General features: G+C 70.1%; 21 protein-coding genes. 16 read left to right on the top strand and 5 right to left on the bottom strand.

Annotation, left to right across the window (positions count from 1 at the left end; genetic code table 11):
• Positions 1–66: 66 nt before the first annotated feature.
• The 4 genes from ACIG5F_RS35895 (at position 67) to ACIG5F_RS35880 (ending at position 4,835) form a co-directional block, all read left to right on the top strand.
• A complete protein-coding gene (locus ACIG5F_RS35895) occupies positions 67–1,599 on the top strand; it encodes an SH3 domain-containing protein (protein WP_396524428.1) in 1,533 nt (510 codons plus the stop codon).
• Between the two features lie 134 nt (positions 1,600–1,733).
• A complete protein-coding gene (locus ACIG5F_RS35890) occupies positions 1,734–2,198 on the top strand; it encodes a GNAT family N-acetyltransferase (protein WP_396524427.1) in 465 nt (154 codons plus the stop codon).
• Positions 2,195–3,787: a flavin-containing monooxygenase gene (locus ACIG5F_RS35885; RefSeq protein WP_396524426.1), complete on the top strand. Its 1,593-nt coding sequence runs from the start codon at positions 2,195–2,197 to the stop codon at positions 3,785–3,787. Before ACIG5F_RS35890 ends, ACIG5F_RS35885 begins: the two co-directional genes overlap by 4 nt.
• Before the next feature lie 61 nt (positions 3,788–3,848).
• Positions 3,849–4,835, top strand: a complete 987-nt coding sequence (locus tag ACIG5F_RS35880) for a glycoside hydrolase domain-containing protein (protein WP_396524424.1) — start codon at positions 3,849–3,851, stop codon at positions 4,833–4,835.
• Here ACIG5F_RS35880 and ACIG5F_RS35875 read toward each other — a convergent pair.
• The 3 genes from ACIG5F_RS35875 to ACIG5F_RS35865 all read right to left on the bottom strand — a co-directional run bounded on the left by ACIG5F_RS35875 (position 4,814) and on the right by ACIG5F_RS35865 (position 7,162).
• Positions 4,814–5,464: a BTAD domain-containing putative transcriptional regulator gene (locus ACIG5F_RS35875; protein ID WP_396524422.1), complete on the bottom strand. Its 651-nt coding sequence runs from the start codon at positions 5,462–5,464 to the stop codon at positions 4,814–4,816. The genes ACIG5F_RS35880 and ACIG5F_RS35875 overlap by 22 nt on opposite strands.
• 1 nt (position 5,465) lies before the next feature.
• A complete protein-coding gene (locus ACIG5F_RS35870) occupies positions 5,466–6,140 on the bottom strand; it encodes a BTAD domain-containing putative transcriptional regulator (protein WP_396524421.1) in 675 nt (224 codons plus the stop codon).
• A 158-nt stretch (positions 6,141–6,298) separates the two neighbouring features.
• Positions 6,299–7,162, bottom strand: a complete 864-nt coding sequence (locus ACIG5F_RS35865; protein ID WP_396524420.1) for a hypothetical protein — start codon at positions 7,160–7,162, stop codon at positions 6,299–6,301.
• A gap of 110 nt (positions 7,163–7,272) precedes the next feature.
• Here ACIG5F_RS35865 and ACIG5F_RS35860 point away from each other — a divergent pair, with 110 nt between their 5' ends.
• From ACIG5F_RS35860 to ACIG5F_RS35810, 11 genes are read left to right on the top strand one after another with little or no spacing between them, the layout of a single operon-like run.
• Positions 7,273–7,854, top strand: a complete 582-nt coding sequence (locus tag ACIG5F_RS35860) for a DUF4255 domain-containing protein (RefSeq protein WP_396524419.1) — start codon at positions 7,273–7,275, stop codon at positions 7,852–7,854.
• Positions 7,851–8,654 (top strand): hypothetical protein, encoded by an 804-nt coding sequence (locus ACIG5F_RS35855; protein ID WP_396524418.1) that lies wholly within the window; start codon positions 7,851–7,853, stop codon positions 8,652–8,654. The genes ACIG5F_RS35860 and ACIG5F_RS35855 overlap by 4 nt, the downstream gene beginning before the upstream one ends.
• A 25-nt stretch (positions 8,655–8,679) precedes the next feature.
• On the top strand, positions 8,680–10,533 hold the full coding sequence (locus ACIG5F_RS35850) for a phage tail sheath family protein (protein ID WP_396524417.1): 1,854 nt from the start codon (positions 8,680–8,682) through the stop codon (positions 10,531–10,533).
• A gap of 13 nt (positions 10,534–10,546) precedes the next feature.
• Positions 10,547–11,011: a phage tail protein gene (locus ACIG5F_RS35845; RefSeq protein ID WP_396524416.1), complete on the top strand. Its 465-nt coding sequence runs from the start codon at positions 10,547–10,549 to the stop codon at positions 11,009–11,011.
• A complete protein-coding gene (locus tag ACIG5F_RS35840; RefSeq protein WP_396524415.1) occupies positions 11,008–12,864 on the top strand; it encodes a phage tail sheath family protein in 1,857 nt (618 codons plus the stop codon). Before ACIG5F_RS35845 ends, ACIG5F_RS35840 begins: the two co-directional genes overlap by 4 nt.
• Entirely contained in the window at positions 12,857–13,339 is a 483-nt protein-coding gene (locus ACIG5F_RS35835; protein WP_396524414.1) for a phage tail protein, read from the top strand. Before ACIG5F_RS35840 ends, ACIG5F_RS35835 begins: the two co-directional genes overlap by 8 nt.
• Complete coding sequence (locus tag ACIG5F_RS35830) at positions 13,339–14,553, top strand: hypothetical protein (RefSeq protein WP_396524413.1); 1,215 nt, start codon at positions 13,339–13,341, stop codon at positions 14,551–14,553. Before ACIG5F_RS35835 ends, ACIG5F_RS35830 begins: the two co-directional genes overlap by 1 nt.
• Positions 14,550–14,729, top strand: a complete 180-nt coding sequence (locus ACIG5F_RS35825) for a hypothetical protein (RefSeq protein WP_396524412.1) — start codon at positions 14,550–14,552, stop codon at positions 14,727–14,729. Before ACIG5F_RS35830 ends, ACIG5F_RS35825 begins: the two co-directional genes overlap by 4 nt.
• A complete protein-coding gene (locus ACIG5F_RS35820; RefSeq protein ID WP_396524411.1) occupies positions 14,722–15,807 on the top strand; it encodes a phage late control D family protein in 1,086 nt (361 codons plus the stop codon). The genes ACIG5F_RS35825 and ACIG5F_RS35820 overlap by 8 nt, the downstream gene beginning before the upstream one ends.
• Positions 15,807–16,472 carry a phage baseplate assembly protein V gene (locus ACIG5F_RS35815; RefSeq protein ID WP_396524410.1) on the top strand — a complete coding sequence of 222 codons (666 nt, stop codon included), beginning with the start codon at positions 15,807–15,809 and terminating at the stop codon, positions 16,470–16,472. The genes ACIG5F_RS35820 and ACIG5F_RS35815 overlap by 1 nt, the downstream gene beginning before the upstream one ends.
• Positions 16,473–16,480: 8 nt before the next feature.
• Entirely contained in the window at positions 16,481–18,028 is a 1,548-nt protein-coding gene (locus ACIG5F_RS35810; protein WP_396524409.1) for a hypothetical protein, read from the top strand.
• 56 nt (positions 18,029–18,084) lie between these two features.
• Here the strand turns inward: ACIG5F_RS35810 and ACIG5F_RS35805 are convergent, their stop codons facing one another.
• Together ACIG5F_RS35805 and ACIG5F_RS35800 are read right to left on the bottom strand one after the other, a co-directional pair.
• The gene (locus tag ACIG5F_RS35805) at positions 18,085–20,118 is read right to left on the bottom strand and encodes a DUF4157 domain-containing protein (RefSeq protein WP_396524407.1); all 2,034 of its coding nucleotides are present in this window, start codon (positions 20,116–20,118) and stop codon (positions 18,085–18,087) included.
• Positions 20,119–20,122: 4 nt separating this feature from the next.
• Positions 20,123–21,901, bottom strand: coding sequence for a DUF4157 domain-containing protein (locus ACIG5F_RS35800; RefSeq protein WP_396524406.1), 1,779 nt, complete (start codon positions 21,899–21,901; stop codon positions 20,123–20,125).
• A gap of 78 nt (positions 21,902–21,979) precedes the next feature.
• On the opposite strand from ACIG5F_RS35800, the gene ACIG5F_RS35795 reads away from it, so the two are divergent.
• The gene (locus tag ACIG5F_RS35795) at positions 21,980–22,369 is read left to right on the top strand and encodes a GPW/gp25 family protein (RefSeq protein WP_396524405.1); all 390 of its coding nucleotides are present in this window, start codon (positions 21,980–21,982) and stop codon (positions 22,367–22,369) included.
• The last annotated feature ends 8 nt before the right edge of the window (positions 22,370–22,377 follow it).

Raw genomic sequence — 22,377 nt, 5'->3', positions numbered from 1 at the left:
GCGCGGGTGACGGCCGGGTGACGCCGGCCGGTCAGAGTGCCCCCGACCGCACAAGGGGGCTCGGGCATGAACCAGACACCGGGATTCGACGGCATCCGCCGGCAGACGGCCGACGCGGATGACGACCGGACACCGCGATCGACGGCTCCACGCCCGGACCGGCCGGCCACCCAGTTGGCCCAGGAGATCACCCGTGTCCTGCCGGACCAGCGCGGCATTCAGCCCGCGCTGGTCGACCACCAGGACGACCGGCCGTTCGGGCCGCCGGTCCGCGTTCCCTACGCCGGCCGGGGCGTCGTGCAGACTCCGCTCGGCGCGCTACGCGCCGGCCCTGACCCGGACAGCGCCCTGCTGACCTACATCCCGCAGGGCGCGCGGGTCGCGGTGACCGCGAAGATCGGCGACTTCTACGAGGTCAACGCCGGTGGCCTGAAAGGGTATGTGCACAGCTACAGCCTGGCCGTGGCGACGACCGCCTCCGGCGAGGACCCGATGGACCAGGTCACCGTGGACAAGTCCAACTGGCTGGAGGTGGTCCCGGACGCGACCGGCGCGGGCATGCCCATCCGTGCCGGGGCCAGGAGCGCGCAGGGACGGTTCCTCCAGTTCGGCGCCGCCCCGGGCCAACTGCCCACGGCGACCTACGGGCGTTCCGTCACCGCGGCCCCGCTGGCGTCCGGAGTGACGGCCTCGGACGTCGACTCGGTCGTGGCGTCGATCGAGACCGCGCGGGCCGGCATCCGGCGACGCTACCTGGCTCCCCGTCGGACCTCGGCCTATCTGGGCTACGAGGGATCGCAGAACGCCAACACCAGCCTGCGAAACTCCCCGAACGAGGGCTCGGTGACCGCCTTCCGGGCACAGGACCCGAACTACCAGGAGACCGTGGACGCGACGACCTCCTTTGTGGACTGGGTGAACAACGCCACGACCAAACCGTCCCAATGCGACAGTGCCACCGACATGCGGTGGCTGGTGTTCCGGCGGATGATGAAGTGGGAGGGCACGCCGCAGGCGATCAACGCCTACGACCGGACCAACGTGACCTATGGCGCGGGCTTCGCCGGTTCGGCCGGCGGCACCAGCAGCGGGCAGTTCGAGGAGCTGCTGGGCGAGGTCGTCAACCGCTCGCCCGAGGCCTCGCTGGCGCTGGCCGCCGCCGGCATCACGGTCGTCGGCCGCGAGCTGGTCGTCGTCGATCCGGCCAAGAAGTGGAAGCTGCACGGCATGGACGCCGAGCTGTACCTGCGCGCCAACCGTGAACTCCTTTCCCTGCTGACGAATGTCGCCGAAGGCGTCTACGTGCGCGGCTCGACACCGACCGCCCCGAACCTCGACGCCCGGCAGGGTGTTTTGGACGCGAACTTCGCCGTGTTCCTCAACCACACCGCCAACGGGATCCCCACCGCCGAGCTCGGGACCGACGTCGACCTGGCCGCGCTCAAGGTGCACTGCGTGCACTCGGGCAGCTTCACCTGGGCCGGTGTCCGCCGTTTCACCACGATCAGGGAACTGGTCCAGCACATCTACAACTCGGTCTCCGAGAGCTGGGCGAACGTGATCGTGGTCGAGCCCGAGTGGCGGCGGATGGCGCACTGACCCGCTGGAGGCCGACGCACCGGCAGGTGTTCGCCCTGCGCACGCTCGCCCGGCCGGGCCGCCGTGAACGCACCGAAACGCCGGTGGCGCTGTGAGCACTCGATTCCGGTGAGATCGCGGGCCAAGATGGGGGCATGACGGAGATCGAAGTCCGCCCCGCGCGGTCCGCCGAGTACGAGACCGTCGCCGAGCTGCGGTGGCTCTGGGTGGCGGAGAAGCACGGCGTGCCCGAGGATGGGCGCGAGGCGTTCGTGCGGGAGTTCCCGGTGTGGGCGCGGCAGAACGCGGCGACGCACCGGTGCCTGGTCGTGGCGCGGGGAGATCAGGTGCTGGGCATGGGGTTTCTCGCGATCGTGCCGCGGGTGCCGTCGCCGCGGTCGTTTACCCGGGCCAGCGGTGACGTGCAGTGCGTGTACGTGGTGCCGGAGGCCCGTGACCGCGGCCTCGGCGGGCAGCTGATCGACGGGCTGCTGGCCCTGGCCGAGGAGCTCGGGCTGGAGCGGGTGACCGTGCACTCGTCGAAGCGGGCGGTGACGGCGTACGAGCGGCGGGGATTCGCGGTGTCGCCGGTCATGTTGCAGGCCGAGGTGGCGCGATGAGCCACGACGTCGTGATCATCGGGGCCGGGTTCAGCGGCCTGTATGCGCTGCACCGGCTGAGCGGCCTCGGCCTCGACGTGACGTGCCTGGAAGCGGGTGACGGCGTAGGCGGAACCTGGTACTGGAACCGGTATCCGGGCGCGCGGGTGGACATCGAGAGCGTGCAGTACTCCTACTCGTTCGACGAGGACCTGCAACAGGAATGGAGCTGGCCGGAGCACTTCTCGGCCCAGCCGGACCTGGAGGCGTACGCCAACCACGTGGCCGACCGGTTCGGGCTGCGGGAGAAGATCCGGTTCGCCACGCGGGTCACGGGGCTGAGGTTCGACGAGCAGACCTGCCGCTGGCACATCGCCACCGAGCAAGGGAAATCCCTCACGGCCAAGTACGTCGTCGCCGCGACCGGCAGCCTCGACTCCCGGAACGTCCCGCCGTTCCCGGGGCTTGAGACGTTCCGCGGGCAGTGGCATCACACGGCGCGGTGGCCTCGGGAGGGAGTGGACCTCGCGGGCAAGCGGGTGGGCCTGATCGGAACCGGTTCCACCGGCATCCAGATTGCCACCACGATCGCCGAGACGGTAGAGCATCTCCATGTCTTCCAACGAACTCCGGCCTTCTCGGTGCCGGCCGACAACCGTCCGCTCGACCGCGAGTACGAGCGGGAGTGGAAGGACAACTATGCCGAGCGCCGGGCCGAGATGCGGGCCAACCGCGCGGCGCTCTACCCGACGATGCCGCGGCACGGCTCCATCTTCGACCACGAACCCCAGCGGCAGCAGGAGATCCTGGAGCAGGCGTGGTCGGCCCGCAGCGGGTTGATGTTCCTCCAGACGTTCGACGACATCATGACCCACCCGGGGGCCAACGAGATCGTCGCGGAGTTCATCCGGGGCAAGATCAGACAGGCGGTGCGTGACCCCGAGGTGGCCGAGCTGCTCAGCCCGCGCACGTATCCGGTGGGGGCCAAGCGGATCTGCATGGACACCGGCTACTACGAGATCTTCAACCGGCAGAACGTGACCCTGGTCGACGTGCGATCCGACCCGATCGCCGAGATCACCCCGGCCGGCCTGCGGACCACCGCCGCCGAGTACGAGCTGGACGTGCTCATCCTGGCCACCGGCTTCGACGGCGTGACCGGCTCGTTCACCAGCCTCAACATCACCGGCGTTGACGGGATCGACCTCCGCGCGAAGTGGGCCGACGGCCCGACCGCGTACCTGGGGATCATGGTGGCGGGGTTCCCGAACCTGTTCCTCGTGCACGGTCCGGGCAGCCCCGGCGTGCTGGCGCAGATGATCGCCGGCGCCGAGTGGCAGGTCGACTGGATCACGCGGTTCGTCGAGCAGTTGGAGGACAAGGGGCACAAGCGGGTCGAGACCACCGCGGCGTGGGAGGCGCGCTGGAAGAAGGAGATCGACGCGGCCGCCGCGCACACCCTGCACCGCCGGGCCGATTCCTGGTACCTGGGCGCGAACATCCCGGGCAAGGCCCGGTCGTTCATGATCTACCTCGCCGGGTTCGACCGTTATGTCCAGCGGTGCGAGGAACAGGCCGACGCCGGCTACCAGGGCTTCGAGGTCGAGTGACGGGCAGGTGACGCCGGGCGGGCAGGGTTGGGGTCACGTCGTCCCTGGAGCGAGGTGACCGGTGCCAACTCTGTACGCCTACGGCGCGGACTACACGGGCGGGGAGTTCACGCCCGCCGAACTGGACGCCTACCACGCCGCCGGCGGCTACGACATCCGCGTCCTGCTCCGCCGTGTCGGCTATCCTGGCGATCCCCGCTGCGTCAGCCACTATCCGGGCGCGTACCGGAGCCTGACCGATTCGGGCCGCTTGGTGTTGCTGGTGCACGGAATCGACGCCAACGACCCGGCCGGCGGCCGCGACGCCGGCGTCCAGCACGCGACCGCGGCGCTCGACGACGCCCGGCGGCTCGGCTACCCCGAGGAGCTGCCGATCTTCATGGCCGCCGGGGACTGGTTGGCCCGTCAGGGCATCAGCGTGCCCACGGCCATGGCGTACCTGGAAGGCGCCGCCGCCGTGCTCGGCATCGAACGCACCGGCGCGCACGGCTTCGCCGACGTCGTGCACGCCGCCCAGGACCAGGCGGTGGCGACCTGGTTCTGGCTCCGTGGCGCGGAAAGCGGCGTCCGCGAGGGCATCCAGCTCTACCGGGCCGGCGACCTCTCGCCCGTTCGCCCGACCACCTTCGACATCGACCTCGACCAGGTGTACTTCGACCCGCACGGCATCGCAGGAGGGGGTTTCCTGATGGCCCTGGAGCAGTGGAAGCAGGACCGGATCTTCGAGCGCATCCTGAGCATGAGCCAGCAGGTGGACGGCCAGACCTTCGACGGCGACCAGTTCACCCGCGAACAGCGGGACCGTCAGCTCGTGCAGTCCAAACTGGACACTCTCACCCAGCAGATGCAAGCCAGGCTGGACACCTTGGCCCAGCAGGGTCAGTCCACGCTGGACACGCTGGCCCAGCAGATGCAAGCCCGGCTCGACGCCCTCTCCCAGCAGAACGCGTCGACACTGGACGCGCTTGCGCAGCAGATCCAGGCCTTGGCCGCCAAACTGGACGCCCTGCAACCGGCCCCGCCCGCTCAGTCGCCGGCCAAAAGCTGACCGGTGGCGCGGGTGGACAGCGTGGCGATGCTCTCCACCCGCTGGCGCATCCGCGGCGAGGGCTCGGCCCCGAGGGCGCTGCGGTAGGCCAGATAGGCGGCCAGGGCCTCGAGGTGATTGCCTTCCTCGATGTGCACCCGAACGAGCAGCAGATGCGGTGTCTCGCGCAGCGGCGCGGCGCGCATGGCGGCGAGGGCGAACTCCAGGGCCTCGCCGTAACGGCCGTCCAGCAACCGTTGCTCGGCCAGGCGCTCCAGGTTTTCCAGGAACAGCCGGCGCAACCGGTCCCGCTCGGACAGCACCCAGTCCTCGTACCAGCCGGGCAGCAACTCGCGGTCCCGATCGGTGACGGCCAGGTCGACCTCGACAGTCGGGTCGAGGGCCAGCACCTCGTCCTCGCAGGTGATCAGCGGTAGCCCGAGCTGGTTGAGCCGCCACAACGTGGTGCGCAGCCGGGCCATCGCCCTGTCGGCGCAGGCGTCCGGCCACAGCTCGGCGGCGATCTTGTCGCGGGTGGTCGGCCCGCACAGCGCCAGGTAGGCCAGCAGCCGCTGCTGGGCCCGGCCGACGTCCAACTCCCGGCCGTGGTGGGACAACCGGAAACCGTCGAGCAGTCGCAGCATGGCCATCTCAGATGTTTCCGGCGAGCATGGCGCGGATCTGGGTGGACGGGACGAGCCCGCACTCGCGGCGCAGGGTCAGCTCGAAGTCCCGGAACTGGAGGATCGCGTGGGCCAGGTCGCCGCGGGCCAGGTGCACCGCGATCACCGCCCGGTGAGCGCTCTCCCGCAGCGGCGACAGCCCGACGGCCAGCATCGCCGCGGCCATCGCCTCGTCATGGCGGGCGGCGACGATCAGGTTGTGCGCCAACGACTCCAGCGCGTGCAGTCGAAGCTGGTGCAGGCGTTCCCGTTCGATGCGGACCCAGTCCTCGTCCCACCCCGGCAGCAGCTCGCCGCTGGGCAGGGCGTGGCCGTCACCGACCGGGGGAGTGGCGCCGGCCAGCAGTTCCAGCGCCCGCGACCGCAATGCGGCGACGTCGACCTCGATGTCGGACGGGAGGTCGAGCACGTCGTTCCGACACGTCAGGGCGGTGTCCTGGCTCAGCCGCCAGACCGTGGTCCGCAGGCTGCCGTCGGCCCGCTCCTGCCTGACCTCCGGCCACAGCGTGCCGGCCACGACCGCGCGGGAGGTGGGGCCGTGCACCGCGAGATAGGCCAGCAGCCGCTGCCCGGGCCGGGCGACCCGCACCTCGCGGTGGCCGCTCCGGAGCCCGAAGCAGCCGAGCAACGCGAGACTGTCCACCGCCCCAGTATGTACTCCATCTGCCCGCGTCCGCCGCCGTTTTCCCGCAACCACCCCCGCCCTTTCGGGCGAGTCGCGCTCAGCCACATACCGAATGCACGCCTCGTGCATATGCCTCAGAATGACATCCGGTCTGTCCGTGAGCGCGACTCGCGGGGTCAGGAGTCGGTTTCCTCGGCTTCGTCTTCTTCGCAGCCGTGGTGGGAGACCAGGCGGTCGTAGACGGCCAGCACCTCCTTGACGGTGTTGGCGCGCAGGTAGTCGCACCGCGCCTTGCGGGCGTCCGCGTGGCACTGCCGAACGGCCTTCTCGCCCAGCAGGATGGCGATGGCCGCGACCCCTTTGCTCCACACGGTCAGCGCGCGGCACAGGCAGTCCACGAAGTCGTTGGTCTGCTTGAAACCCCGCCACACCACGTGAATGTGCTGCGCGGCGACCCGGGCCCGCGCGTACAGCTCCTTCAGGTCCGTCTTGGCCGGGTCGCCGGACAGGTCGGCCTGGATGCCCGACAGCTCGGTCTTGATGTCGGCCACCCGGGCCACCAGCGCCGCCGGCTCCTTGACCAGCTCGGTGAAGCACGCCTTGGCCGCGTCGACCCGCCGCTGGTAGTCGGCGATCCGCTCGGCCAGGGCCTTGTCGTCCAGCTTGTCCGTGCTGGTGTCGAACTCGCCGTTGTCGTGCACGCAGCAGCCCTGGTCGCAGCCGCATTCGCGCAGCTGCTCCTCGACGATGTGGTACGCCTCGTCCAGCCGGTGCACCACGTGCTCCTGCTTGATCAGGCAGCGCACCCGCTCCACCAGCAGCTTGGCCTGGTGGCGCAGTTCCTGCACCTCCAGGGCGACCGAGTGCCGGGCGGCGCGGTAGTCGACCCTGGTGGTGTCGTACTGGGTGCGAGCGGCCCGCAGGGCCGGCAGGTTGTCGTCGTTGTACTTGGCCTGGGCGTCCACACCCTGGGCCTTGCACTGCAGGCAGTCGACGATCTCCGGGTCGCAGTCGGTGCACTCGCTCTGCTCGGTGCTCATGGGGCTCCCTTCCATTGAACGCGCGGAACCCAGGTTCGGCGGCCGGTGTCACCGGACCGTCGCGGGCGGCGCGACGGTGCGGTGACGCGGCGTCCCGACGATCTGGTGCCATGGCAGGACATCGGGCGCTGGCCGCGACGGGGCGCAGCATCGTCGATCTGCTCAACCGTCGGTTCGAGCAGCAGCTGCCGACCGGCCCGCGGCCGACCGCGGTGCTGGCCGGCACCTACGACTTCGACCAGGTCAACTCCAGCCCGACCTCGGTGATCAGGTATCCGGCGGTCTCGGTGTACTGCTACCGGGTGTCGGTGGATCCGACGATGCGGGCGGCCTGGTCCGGGGTGGCCGCGCGTGACGGCATTCCGCGCATCCCGCTGCGGATGCATCTGCTGGTCGCGGCCTGGGACACGCACGTGGAGAGCGAGCTGGAGTGGCTGGGGCTGGCGGTGAAGGTGCTGGAACGCGACAGCATCCTGTCCGGCCCGCTGCTGCATCCCAGCGGCGAGTGGGGTCCCGGCGACACGGTCGAGGTGGTCACCGACGAGCTGCCGGTGGACTCGATGAGCGAGGCCTTCGAGGCGCTGACCACGCAGTACCGGCTGTCGCTGCCGTATCTGGCCCGGGTGGTGCGGATCGACGGGAACCCGGAGCGGACCGCGGATCCGGTGGCCACCGTGGAGGTGAACTCGTGACCGGGCCGATCGCCGTCCGCCACCGGCTGGCGCTGGGCGTCGAAGCGCTGGACGCCACCACACGCACGTTGGCCGGCTCGGGCCTCACGGCCGTACGGGAGACGCCGCGTGGCCAGGTGGCGCTGGACTCCGACGACAACGGCCGGTTCAAGCTTCGGCACGGTCCCGGCGTCGGCACGAACGTGGTGCTACGCCTGGACGACCCCAACCGCCGCTTCGTGCCCCGACGATTCTCCATTCCACTGTGGACGCTGGCCGAGGTGTTGCCGGTCGACCAGGACCCGCCCACCGGCCCGTACATCCCGGTCGCCTCGCGGTTGCTGCGCCCCTGGCTGCTGCCCGGATCCGCCTACCGCGCGACCCGGGGCTCCACCGCGTTGCGGGGGCGAGTCGTCCGTGACGGCGGCCGGCCGGCGCGCTGGGCCCGGCTGAACGCCTTGGGGGCCAAGGGAGAACTTCTCGGCTGGACCCACTGCGACGACCGCGGCGAGTTCTTCCTGCTGATCGGCAGCGCCGGCGCGCTGCCGCCGCCCGCGCCCGACACCCTGGACGTCGACCTCGTGGTCACGGCCCCGGCGACGGCGACCACGCCCGACCCGGCCGACCGCCTCACCGACCTCGTGGTCGAGGCGGCGCCGCGGTCGCCGGCGCCGCCGTCACCGTCCGATTTGGACAATGATCTGGTGCGGGGCCTGGCGATTCCGCCCGGCTACCGCGCCTCGACCGCGCCCCGCCCGCATCTGACCGTTCCCGTCGGCGAGGTGCTCGCCGTCGCCCGTGACGTGGTCTTCACGTCCTGACCAGTGACCGAGGAGGTCAACACGCATGCCTGAGTATCTGACTCCTGGTGTCTACATCGAGGAGACGAGCTTCCGGTCGCGGTCGATCGAAGGCGTCCCCACCTCGACGTTCGGCATGGCCGGCGTGACCAGGTACGGCCCGGTGCCCTACGTGCTCACGCTGCCCGACAACAGCGAGCTCGCGATGGTGCCCAAGCCCTACCTGGTCACCAACTTCACCGAGTTCGAGCGGGCCTTCGGCGGCCTCGGCGACGCCGGCTCGGGCAACGGCTCCGGCGAGAACACCCGCAACTACCTGGCCTACGCGGCGCGGGCGTTCTTCGCCAACGGCGGCCAGCGGCTGTACGTGGCCCGGGTGTTCGAGTTCAGCGGCCCGCAGGGCGCGCCGGCGCTGGCCGACTTCGCCTCGCTGCCGGTCGGCGGGGGCGCGCCGATCGCGGTCTGGCGGGCCCGCTGGCCCGGGCTCGCCGGCAGCGAGCTTCAGGTCCGGGTGGAATGGCAGCGCAGCAAGAACATCCTGGTCGGCGACACGCTCAACGGGGTGGCCCCGGGCGCGGCGGTGGAGGTGCTGCCCGGCGGCTCCAAGCCGGCCGACGGGCAGCTGCCGGTCGAGACCACCATCCGGATCGTGGCCAAGAGCAACGGCAAGTGGGGCTACGCCGGACCCAACGGCTTCGATCCGGTCACCGTGGGCACGGCCGTGTTCCACCTGACCCTCAACGTGACCGTCAAGAACGACGACGGCCGGGTCGACGCCTACAACGGCCTCGAGGTCGGCGACAACCACCCGCGGGCGATCACCAAGGTCCTGCACCCGGTGCACCCGACCGATGACCTGGCCCAGCTCTGGCTGGACACCGCGGTCAATCCGGCCCCGACGCCGGCCAAGCTGTTCCTCGGCCTGATCGGCGCCGCGTCGCCGGCCCCGTGGCAGTTCCTGGCCGGCGGCACCGACGGCGCGGTCACCGCCGAGCTGATCAACGGCAACGCCGCCGACCCGGACAGCGCCACCGCCGTGGCCACCGGCATCTTCGCCCTCGACGAGGTCGACGACATCGCGATCGTGGCCACCCCGGACAGCGTCCGGCTGGACCCGGCCTCGCAGCAGACCGCCGTGCAGAACCTGATCACCCACTGCGAGCAGCAGAAGTACCGGATCGCGGTGATCGACCCGCCGGCCGACAGCTCGATCTCGGGCGTGCGGGACTTCCGGGCCCAGTTCGACAGCTCCTACGCGGCGCTGTACTACCCGTGGCTGAAGATGGTCGACCCGACCGCCTCGCCCGATCCCAGCGCTCCCACGCCGATCATCACCCTGCCGCCCTCGGGCTCGGTGGCCGGCATCTACGCCCGCAGCGACGTCGAGCGCGGCGTGTTCAAGGCCCCGGCCAACGAGGTGATCAGCGGCATCAGCGGGTTCGCGGCCAACGTCACCTTCGAACGGCAGGGCGTGCTCAACCCGGAGGGCGTCAACGCGCTGCGTTTCTTCGAGGGCCGCAGCAACCGGGTCTGGGGCGCGCGCACCATGAGCTCGGACCCGGAGTGGAAGTACGTCAACGTGCGCCGGCTGTTCGCGTACCTGGAGCACTCCATCGACAAGGCCACCCAGTGGGCGGTGTTCGAGCCCAACAACGAGAGCCTGTGGGCCAACATCCGGCAGTCCATCGAGGACTTCCTGCTGGTGACCTGGAAGTCCGGGGCGCTGATGGGCACCAAGCCGGAGGAGGCGTACTTCGTGCGCTGCGACCGCACCACCATGACCCAGAACGACCTGGACAACGGCCGGCTGATCTGCCTGATCGGGGTGGCGCCGACCTACCCGGCCGAGTTCGTGATCTTCCGCATCGGCCAGTTCACCGCCGACGCGCAGAACAGCTGAGCAGGAGGACGACATGGCACTGTCGAGGGAGAACCCCTACGGCGCGTTCAACTTCACCGTCGCGCTGGGCACCACCGCCGACACCAGCAGCGTGGTGGCCGGCTTCTCCGACGTCAGCGGGCTGGGCAACGAGGTGAAGTTCTCCGAGTACCGCAACGGCAACGAGAAGGTCAACCACGTGCGCAAGATCGCCAACGTGAACGTCACCGACGACGTGACGCTCAAGCGCGGGGTGGTCGGCGACCTGTCCCTGTTCACCTGGCTGACCTCGACCCGGACCGGCGTCTTCGACCCGCGGACGGTGATCATCTCGCTGCTGGACGAGAAGCGCGACACGGTGTGCAAGTGGACGCTGACCAACGCCCAGCCCAAGAAGTGGGTGGGCCCGACGATGGCGGCCAAGGGCGGCGGCGAGGTGGCCATGGAGGAACTGCACCTGGTCGCCGAGCAGATCGACTTCACCTCCACGGTGCAATGACCGCCGGGCTCCGGCTCGGCGCGCCGGGGATCTACCAGTCCCCGCACCGCGTCGAGCCCGCCTTCACGGCGACCCGGCTTGACGTCACCGGCTTCGTTGGGGTCGCCCCGCGCGGCCCGGTGAACGAGACCGTCGCGGTGTTCAGCTGGTCGGACTACCAGCAGCGGTTCGGCGCTTTCCAGGGCCGGGGCCGGCTTCCCTATGCCGTGCAGGCGTTTTTCGCGCAGGGCGGGGCCAAGGCGCAGATCGTGCGCGTGGCCCCGGCGGCCGACGACCCGGATGCCACGTCACGGTTGTTGCTCAGCAACGGAATCACGGTGTCGGCCCGGGACGAGGGCTCCTGGGGCGACCTGCTGTCCGTGACGATCGAGTTCACCGCGTCCCAGCACATCGCGACGGAGCCGGCGCCGACCGGCCTGCGGCTGCTCGGCGGGGCCTCGGTCGTGCCGGGTTCGTTGCTGCTGACCGATTCCGGCGAGTTCCGCTGGGTGATCTCGGTCGTGGTCAACGGCGGCGTCACCACTGCCGTGACCGACAAGCCGGTGCGGGCCACGGGCGTGTCCGTGATCACCGCCGATGTCTCGGTGGTGGACGGGGATCCGACCTTCGTCCGCCAGGAAAGTTTCGCCGGGCTGGGACTTCGGCCCGAGCATCCGCAGTTCCTGTTGCAGCGGCTGGAGTCCGACTCCCTGCTGGTGCGGCCGACCGGCGCCTGGAAGATGCCGTTGCCGCTGCCGGACCTGGGACTGTCGACGGTCACCTCCTCGTTGGCGCACAAGGGGAAGGACCGTTGGTCGGAGATCGACCGCAACAGCTTCTTCAGCGGCGGCGCGGCCGACGACCCGCTCAACGAGGAGCCGCACCGCGGCATCGACGTCGCCGGCCGGAACCTGGAGATCGGGCTGCTCGTCGTCCCCGACCTGTACTGGAGCTGGGACGCGGGGGCACAGGTCACCGACCCGCCGGACCAGCCGCCGGCCTGTGGCTGTTTCCGGCCGTGCGCACCGGATCCGGCCCCGATCACCTACACCACGCCGCCGCAGCCGGACCGGCTGCTCGACGGGCGCGATCCCGGTGAGCTGGCGGAAATCCTGGTGCGGCAGAAGCGCGTCGTCGAGGTGGCGGCGCTGCGGCAGCGGTTCGTGGCGCTGCTGGACGTCCCTTTCGGGTTGCCGGTGGGGGAGGTGATCCGATGGCGGTCGAACTTCGACACCAGCTACGCCGCCGCTTACTTCCCGTGGCTGGCGGCCGTCGGGCCTGACACGCTGGCCGTCCAGGTGCCGCCTTCCGCTTACGCCGCCGGCATCATCGCCGCCCGGGAGATCAAGCACGGGCTGCCGTGGGGGCCGGCCAACGAGCTGGCCGTCGGGGCGGTGCAGGCCAGCGACCACGTGAGCGACGCCGAGCACGACCGGCTGCATCTGGCCGGTGTCAACGTGTACCGGGCCGAACGGGACGGGTTCCGGCTCACCGCGGCCCGGACCGTGTCCAGCGATCCCGACTACCGGCAGCTCAGCGTGCGCCGGCTGATGACCATGATCGCCATCACGCTGGCCCGGCAGGCCCAGTTCCTGGTGTTCGAGCCGAACACCCCGCAGCTGCGGGACCTGCTCGGGCAGATGATCACCCACCTGCTGCGCGGGCTGAAGGCCCAGGGGGCGTTCTCCGGCGACACCGAGCAGCAGTGCTTCTTCGTGCTGACCGGGGACAGCGTCAATCCGCCGCAGAACCAGCAGCTGGGCCGGTTGGTGGCGGAGGTGGGCGTGGCCCCCTCGACGCCGCTGGAGTACCTGGTGCTGCGCATCACCCAGGACGGCGACGGCGCCGTGCGAGTGGAGGCCGACAATGGATGATCTGCACAACCTGTTGCCGGCGTTCAACTTCTCGGTCTCGCTGTACAAGACCGGCGGCAGCGACAGGAACCTGATCGGCAACGGCGGCTTCGCCGAGTGCAGCGGGCTGGAGCTGTCGGCCGACATCCGCGAGCACAACGAGGGCGGCAACAACAACGCCGTGCGCCGGATGCTCGGCCGGGTCAAGTTGCAGCCGCTGGTGCTCAAGCGGGGCATGCTGGTCAACCAGACCCAGGCCGACGGCACGCTGTGGACCTGGATGACCACCATGCTCGACGGTCAGCTGCCGTTCGACCGCTACGACGGGCACATCGACGTGTTCGACCGGATCGGCGCCACCTCCTTCGCGCGCTGGTCGTTCGTGCGGGGACTGCCGAGCAAGCTGTCCGGCCCAACGCTCAACGCCAAGACCGGCGACATCGCCATCGAGGAGCTCCAGATCGTGCACGAGGGCCTGCGATTGGAGGTGAAGTGATGGCCGGCGACGGCATCCAGCGGGCGACCTTGCAAGCGCTGGAGTACCCGGCGACCGGCGGCAAGCCCAAGCCGACCGGCGACCTGATCACGGTCCAGTTCAACCCGACGTCGCTGCGCATCGAGCGCAACAACAACGTCAACAGCAACGGCAAGGGCACCAAGACCGCCGTCCGCACCGTGTCCTCGGTCGAGTACGCCACGCTCACCCTCGACCTGCTCTTCGACACGGCCGAGCAGGGCACCGACGTGCGGATCAAGACCAAGGACGTGCGCCAGTTCATCCAGCCGCCCACCGGCGCGCCGGGCAAGGCCCCGCCCAACGTGCGGTTCGAGTGGGGAAACCTTCAGTTCGACGGGATTCTCCAGCACATCACCGAGGAGCTGGACTACTTCTCGGCCGCCGGGGTGGCGCTGCACGCCAAGCTCAGCCTGACCTTCGGCGAGGCCCTGCCGGCCGAGCTGGAGGGGCCGGCGAGCCGGGACGTCGGCGCCGCTTCGGCGGCCGGCGGGGCCACCATCGGGGCGCTGGGCACCAGCGGCACCCTGAACCCGATCCGGGTCGTGGTCGCCCAGGCCGGCGAGAGCGTGCAGCAGATGCTGAGCCGGCTCAACCTGGATCCGGCCGGGTGGCGGTCGGCCATGAACGGCTTGCAGAGCCCGATCGCGCTGGCCGCCGGAACCCAGGTGCAGTTGGGGGCCGAGGTCTCGGCCGGGGCGGGCATCGGGGTCTCGGCCGGTTTCGCCTCGGGCGTCCAGGTCGGGGTGACAGCCGAGCTGTCCGCTGCGTTGGCCGGCGTGCAGACGGATCCGACCGCCGCCGGGTTCGTGCTGGCCGCCGGCGGCGGGGTGGCGCAGTCGCAGCAGACCGTGCTGGCCGAACAGACGAGCTCGGCCGCTTCGGCGGCCCGGTCCTCGTTCGCGGTGCCGGCCGCCCCCGCCGAGGCGACCGTCGACGCCCGGGCGCTGACGTACGGATCGTCGATTCCGTTGCGGGCCAGGGCCGATGCCGACACCACGGCCCAGATGCAGGCCGGTGGCCAGCTCGGCGTGACCGCCCGTGCCCAGACCGACGAGGTGCCGGTCGCGACCGGCCCCGGCGTGCCGCCCTGGCAGCAGCTCCCGCCGTCCAACCCGGTCGCCGACAGCGCGCAACGCACCCGTGACGCCCGTCCCACGACCATGAGGTGGAGACCGGGAGGTGAGTGCCGATGAGCGTGCATGTCGCCGAGCTGCACAGCGATGTCGTTCCCGCCGGCGGGCCGTCGTCCACGGCGAGCAGTGACGGGCCGCGGCAGGTGTGGGGGGCCGAGTTGGAGTCGTGGCAGGGCCTGCTGTGCGACGCGAAGCGGCTGGCCGGCCGCACGGCGTCGGAGGGCTACGATGACTGATCCCGCGATCGCGTTCGACGGTCCGGTGTTCACTGTGGACGGTGCGGTGGCCGGCGAGCTGGCCCGGGACTGCATCCGCCTGGAGGTCGAGGAAGGCTTGGAGGGCCTGCGCACGCTGCACGCCCACTTCCTCGCCGCAGGGCCGGGCGCGACCGGCCCCGAGGAGCGGATGCTCTACCTGGACGGGAAAACCCTCGACTTCGGCAAGACCGTGGCGGTCACCGTCGGGCCGGGCACCGACCAGCGCTACGCCTTCGAGGGCGTGATCTCGGCGATCGAGGCCGTCTACGCCGACACCGAGCCGCCGGTGGTCGTGGTGCATGCCGAGGACGCGCTGATGAAGCTGCGGATGACCCGGCGCTCGCGGACGTACCAGAACGTCAGCGACGCCGACCTGGCCGAGCGGATCGCCGCCGAGCACGGCCTGCACACCGACATCGCCGTCGACGGGCCGACGTATGACGTTGTGCAGCAGGCGAACCAGAGCGACCTGGCCTTCCTGCGCGAGCGGGCCCGCCTGGTGCGGGCCGAGATCTGGTGCACCGGGCAGACCCTGCACATGCAGTCCCGCCCGCACCGGCAGGCCCCCACGCTGAAACTGACGCAGGGCAAGGAAGTGTTGGCCATCCGGCTGTGCGCCGACCTCGCCCACCAGCGTGGCTCGGTGATCGTCACCGGGTACGACGCCGACGCCAAGGACGTGATCGACGAACGCGTCGGCCCCGAGGCCGTCGAAGCCGAGACCACCGGCGGCCTCACCGGCGCGCGGCTGGTGTCGAAGGTGCTGGGCGACTCCGTGACGCTGCGGGTGCGCGAGGCGGCGCTGACCTCGGCCGAGGCCGGCGCGTGGGCGAAAGCCGAGATGCTGCAACGAGGTCGGCGTTTCGTGACCGTGCAGGGCATGACCCGCGGCACCCCGGACATGATCGTCGGCAGCAGGCTCACGCTCAGCCTGGTCGGCCGGCCGTTCGAGGGCGGCGGCTACTACGTGACGCGCGTCAAGCACGTTTTCGAGAACGTGCACGGGCTTCGCACCCACTTCGAGGCCGAGCGCGCGACGCTGAACGGGGTGGCCTGATGCTGCCCACCCCGGCCGACGGCTCCGCGCCCGGCTACTTCGGCGTGTACCCGGCGATCGTCACCGACATCGAGGACCCGAAGCATCTCGGCCGGGTCGAGGTCCGCTTTCCCTGGCTGGGTAAGGACGGTGACCAGGCCGTGCGGTCGTGGGCCACGCTGTGCTCGCCCTACGCCGACGACGACCAGGGCCTGCAGATCATGCCCGAGGTCGGCAGCCAGGTCGTGGTGGCCTTCGAGGCCGGCAACCTGCGGCGGCCGTACGTGCTGGGCGCGGCGTGGAACGGCCGGGAGTCGCTGCCGCGCACGCCCGAGTCGGCCAACGACATCCGGGTGCTGCGCTCCCGGAGCCACAGCGAGCTGGAGTTCGACGACACCGCCGGGGCCGCGAAGGTCAGCATCACCATGGCCGCCGGGCACAAGGTGGTGCTGGACAACGGAACCCAGCAGATCACCATCGAGCACGCCAACGGCAGCAGCATCGTGTTCACCGCCGCCGGCAGCATCGAGATCACCGCGCCGGTGTCGGTCAGCGTGACCACGCCGATGGTGGAGGTGCACGCCCCGCTGGCCGTGTTCGACGGCATCGTCGAGTGCCAGACGCTGGTGGCCAACACCCTGGTCAGCTCGCCCGCGTACACGCCGGGCGCCGGAAACATCTGGTGAGGCAGGCAATGGATCACGACTTCGCGCTGCGGTCGCCCTGGTACTACCGGGAGCGGCACCACCTGCCGCTGAGCGACTGCCGCGCGATGCGGCCGGTGATCCAGAAGTACGACCGGCACGACTTCGTCAAGCAGCTGCTGGCCGACCCCAGCGCGTACCTGAAGTGGGACGACGAGGACAAGTGGGCCTATCCCGCCCCGCTCGGCCTGCCCGGCGCTGGAAAGCCGACGCGGCACCGGATGCTGCGCACCGAGCTGCGCAAGCTGTACCAGCCCAGCCACGACCGGTTCTACGCCGTGGGCATCGAGGTCTTCTGCGAGGAGGCCGGTCTGCCGCGGGCCGGGTCGCACCGGGACATCGAGGTCGGCATGGTGCTGCGCCGCATCGTCACCAGCGTCGCCGGCGACCGCCGGCCCATCCGTCGGCTCGCCCGTGACCTCATGCTCACGATGGCCGCCGACCAGGCCCCCGGCGAGGTTGTCGGCGAGGCCCCGATGGACGTCCGCACCCTGTGGTGGGCCGACGAAGCGCAGCGCCGGCAGTTCGAGGAGGACCACGCCGAGGACCTGTCCCAGGTCCAGACGACGTGCGTCGAGCAGGCGTGGGTCAAGGGCCAGTGGGTGAACGTCGGCCGAGAGGAGCATCCCGCCGACGAGGCCACCATCTCCATGTGGCGACTGCCCCCGTCCGGGAGCCGCTGCGAGGCCGGGCAGACCCGGTCCCTGTGGTACGGCACGCTGCCGACCGCCTCGCCCGAGCACGGCCTCGACGGCATGCCCAAGCTCGACGAGCAGTCCACGTACCGGATCGTCTGCTTCGTGCGGCAGGACCGGGGCTCCTGCCCGCCGCGGACGTGGTGGAGCCGGCCGACCGTGCCCTTCCGGTTCGCCTCGTTCTACGATCCTCAGGGCACCAAGAACCACACCGTGTCCATCACCATGCCCGACATCCGCGCCCTGCAAGCCCAGGCCGGCTCCGGCATCCAGCCCAGCGGCATGCGGATCACCTCGCCCGTCGGGTCCTATATGGACTTTCCATCCGACCTGTCCAAGCTCAAGCCCGGCGCCGGCAGCCTGGCCAACAAGGCGCCCGTGGTCTGCACCTTCGCCATCGAGCTGTTCATGATCGTCGCGATGTTCCTGTTCACCCTGTTCCTGCCCATCGTCGTCTTCGTCTTCCAGCTCTGGTGGATGCTCGCCCTGCGCTTCTGCGCCCCGCTGCCCAGCGGCTCCTTCGAGGCCCTGCGCACCTACTTCGCCGACTCCTCACACGACCTCAACACCCTGGTCACCCCATTGCCGACCACCACCCCCGAGGAGCAGGCCAAGGAAGCCGCCCGCGTCGCCGCCTCCGCCGCCCTCGACGTCGTCATGGGCATCGGCCCCGACAGCGCCCACCAACTGCTTCAGGCCCCCACCATGCAGGCCGACCCCCGCGCCGTCGCCGACCTCGTCACCTTTGCCGACCCCGCCCCCAAAACTCCGCCCGCGCCCCCGGTCCAGCGCCCGTTTGTCGTGGACCCCTTGTGCCCCAAGGTGACCGAACCGCCGCAGTGACACGGTACCCGCCGACATGATCGGGCAGCCTGTCTACCAGGCTGCCCGATCCTTCGTTAGGGGTTTCCCTTGTTGCCTTGATAGCCGACGATCTCGAAGTACAGTCCCAGCGGGGTCTTGCTCAACGGCACGGTCTCTGGATTTCCGGCCGAATCGGTGTAGGTGACCAGCTGGCTGAGTATCTTGTTGGCGTCGAGATTGTGCTGCCGGTCCAGTGGCCACAGGTTTTCGTACTCGTCCAGGCCGCCCCATTGCAGGTCACGGACATGGTCGGCCTCGTCGTTGCCCCAGTCGAAGCCGTGCGCCTTGAGTAGTTTGCGGAACTGATCCTGTTTGACGCCGCCGCGCATGCTCGGAATTCGCTGCCACACGTTGCCGATCTTGGGGTAGAACCGGCCGTCCGGGTCGACGCCGATCGGGATCGCGAACCGCCGGTACTTGTTGAAGGCGGTGTTGCGCACGTCGTCGAGCCCTTTGGGCGGCACGGCAAGCCACTCGGGCCCGATGAAGTGGTACAGCTCGCCGCTCAACGTGATGGGCTGGGTGTACAGACCCGGGTGCTTGTGCCAGATCATCGGGATGGGATCGCCGCGGCGACGGCCGGTCGGGGGTCGGCCGGTGGGGGACCCCGGGCCGCCGGGGCCGTTGGCCTGGGTCAGCTCGGACGGTCCCGGCGCCGCCTTCAGCAGGGCGCTGATGGTGTCGACGAGGTTGAACGCGCTTTCGACGAGACTGAGGTCGACGGTCTTCGCGCCGGCGCTGTCGTAGTCCACGTGCAGGTCCGACCCGAACGTCCAGTTCCGGTCGAAGGCCTTGAGCAGCCAGTGCTTCTCCCACGTCGCCCCGAGCAGGCTTCCCTTGAAGAACGCGTCGAGGTCGAAGTGGAGCACCACGGTCAGGGCGTGCGCCTCTGTGTTCCGGAAGTGGTATTTCCCGTCGGCCCCGTAAATCGAGATCTGGTCCACGAAGCGGATCTCCGCGTCGACCGCGGAACCGGCCGTCAGGCCGGCTCCGATCTTGACTATGTCGAACAACTTGGCGACGCCTGCTTTCGCCCACAGTTCCGCGCCCAGGTGCACTGTGCCGCCGACCCGGCCGGCGACGTCGATGGTGGCGAGGGCGCGAAAACGGGGATACATGCGGGCCGCTTCGTCCAGCGTTCGAGCTCTGGGAAGCGACAGCCCCAACGGGTCGACCAGTGGAAGCCACGGATGCCACGCCCGGTCGCGTTCCCGGGCCTGCTCGGCCTCGGGCACCGACATCCCGACCCGGATGTCGCGCAGCTTCCCGTCGTAGGACGCGTTGATGCCGGCATCCAGGCCGGCCGACCCGCCGATCTGAGCCAGAATCCCCAGTTCGGGCACGAGCAGCGTGGTGAAGAGGTCACCGCCGATCGACTTGGACACCACCGGCTTGGTGAATGTCTTGGTCGGCAGGAAGTTCCAGTCCGGCAGAGCCAGGACCACGTCGCCGATCGGCCCCTGTTCGAGCACCGGACCGTCGTAGGCGGCCGTGGGTCTCGGACCAGTTCCGCCGGTCACCGTCGCATCCCGTGGCTGGATGCCGGCAGACGGTCCCGTATCCAGTGGCCGAACGCCGCCAGGCAGCCCGGCATCCTTCGGCTGTCCGGTGTCGTCGGCCGCACCCCCGTCCTGATCGTCCGGTCCGGCTCGGTGAACCATCACGTCGGCGACCTGGGCCATCGGTGACGCCGAACCGCCGGCCGCCGTCTGGCCGGCGACCGCGCGCGCCTCCACCTCGGCCGGGTCGTCCGGCCGGCTGACGGCGAGATCATGGCGGGGTTGTGCCGACCGCTGCTGCACCACATGCGTCAGCTCGTGGGCCAGAAGCCGCTTGCCGGTCGGTGTGCCGGGCGCGTAGCTGTCGGCGTTGAAAGCGATGTGCCGCCCGACCGTGTACGCCCGTGCGCCCAGCGCCTTGGCCGACGCCGCGGCGGCCGCGTCGGTGTGCACGCGAACGTCGCCGAAGTCCTGGCCGAAGCGGGCGGCCATGGTCGAACGGGTGTCGGTGTCGAGGGGCTGGCCGGGTGATTGCAGTACCTCGTGGACACGATTTCTGTGTGATGTCATACCGTCACGCCTTACGTAGGTCCCCCCGCTTGACGATTTCGTCGAGCAATACCTTGTAGTCACTGGTTATCCGCCGTACCGCGGCGGCGAGCAGGGTCGGTGAGGACGGGTCGGTGTTGTCGTCGACCGCCTTCTTGATCTGGGTCACGCCGGCGGCCTTGGGTCGCGGGACGTAGTCCCAGACCCGGGCGAAGTTGCCGGGAAGGTCGATCGGCCCGATCGCGTTGTGGGCATCGAGCACATTTAGCTGGGACTGGGCGACCGCTTCCCTGATGATGTCCCGATTGACCGGGTCGAGCGTCTTGTCGCCGGTCAGGTTCCACGTCCTGCCCTTCTTGTTGGACACGGGGATCCCGCCGGACGTGGCGTTGAGCGTCGCGTGCGCCGCGTCGGCGGCGAGGTTGAGCACGACCGAGGGCATCTTCGCCCAGATGGCCTTCAGAAGTTCCTCGAACCGGGACGCGCTGTTGATGTTGGGGTGGAACACGCCCTTGTACTTGTCCTTGGTTTCATACTGGGAGAACAGGTCCTTCACCGGTCCCTTGAAGGACTGCTCGGCCACGTTGTGGAGCAACGCGGCGAGGTCGTTCGGCCGGGCCCGCAGCGCCTTGTCGAACCGGTCCATGACGTCCGGCTTGTTGATCAGGTGGCCGGCCGAGAACGCGTCGGTGAGGAAGTGGTCGGCGAACGCGTTGATGACCAGTGCCTTGTTCTTGTCGCCCTTCTGGGCCGCGAACAGGGCCTCGCCGTGGAATCTCTCCCAGTACGCCTTGTGGTCGCGCTTGCCGGTGCCGGACGGCGTGACCAGCGCGGGGTCGGACGGTGCGAAGTGCTCCTCGTTGTCCCGCGCCAACTCCGAGTACATGCCTCCGGTCGCGGTGTTCCACTGCTCGTTGGAGACCTTGACTCCCGGGTCCGCACGGTCGTCCTTGATCAGCTTCGTGAGCTCCTTGACCTCGGTGTCCGGTGCGGCGAACAGCGCGGTGGAATCCCTGAACATGTCACCCATCGCGATGCCTTCGCCGTAGCTGACGTCGACGCCGTTCACGGTCATCGTGAGTTCCTTCAGGGTCAACGCGTCCTTGACCGCGTCGTTGACCTGCGGCGGAATCGTGAGGACCTCGCCCCTGAGGAAGCCCGAGACCTTGCGGCGGCGGCCGTGCGAGGTCACGTGGAAGGTCTTGAGCTTGTTGGCGTTGGCGGTCCGGAGGTCGGCCTCGCTCATCTTGTACTTGGCGGCGATGCTGGTGGGCGTTTCGCCCTTGGCGACGGTGTGCTTCTGCTCCCGCTTGGCCACCAGGGCGGCCAGGGCATCGTGGGTCTCGCCGAACTGGACGTGTTCACCGGACTCGTAGCGGTGCAGGACGCGGTGGGACGAGGTGTGGGTGATCGACCTGTCCAGACCGCCGGCGACCCGGTGGGCCTCGCGCTCGGCGGCGCGGTGGCCCGTGCCGATCGGGCCGGAGTCGGTCGTGCCGCGTTGCTGGACGACGTGGGTGAGCTCGTGGGCGAGCAGGTTGCGGCCGGACGGTGTCGACGGCTGGTACTGGCCGGCGCCGAAGACGATGCTGCGGCCCACGGTGTAGGCCGGGGCCGACACGGCGGCGGCGGAGGCCGAGGCCAGGGGACCGGTGTGGATCCGGACCCCGCCGAGGTCCTGCCCGAGCTGGGCCTGCATCTGGTCCCTGGTGTCGCCGTCGAGCGCCTTGCCCGGCGAGTTCAGGGCCTGGTCGACCACGGGTGGGACGGCGGCGGCCCGGCCGCCCTCGGCTCGTCGGCTCATGGGGCCAGGGTCGGCGGCCATCGTCACCACAACGTCGGCGCGACGGCGGGGTGACGGCGGGTGTCGAGGATGGCTGGCATGACGGTGGATGCGTGGTTGGGGCAGGGGCTGCCGTTCCCGGTGCGGCCGGACCGGAACAGCGGGGCGATCGGGACGGTGGACGGGATCGGGCTGGTGCGGCAGTCGATCGGCACGATCCTGGACACGGAGCCGGGGGAGCGGGTGATGGCGCCGGAGTTCGGGTGCGGGCTGCGGCGGTACCTGATGGCGCCGAACACGCCGGCGACGAGGTCGGCGATGGCGCAGGACATCACGGGCGCGCTGGGGCGGTGGGAGCCGCGGATCTCGGTGACGAACGTTGCGGTGACGCCGGGCGAGGAGGCTGAGCTGGTGTGGATCGAGATCGCCTACACGCTGCTGGCCGACCTGCGGCCGGACAATCTCGTCTACCCGTTCTACCTGCGGTAACAGCCGGG

The sequence above is a fragment of the Kutzneria sp. NPDC052558 genome (genome assembly GCF_044547355.1).
Taxonomy (GTDB): Bacteria; Actinomycetota; Actinomycetes; order Mycobacteriales; family Pseudonocardiaceae; genus Kutzneria.
The sequence above is the reverse complement of the archived record's forward strand: the minus strand, read 5'-3'. Positions and strand labels throughout refer to the sequence as shown.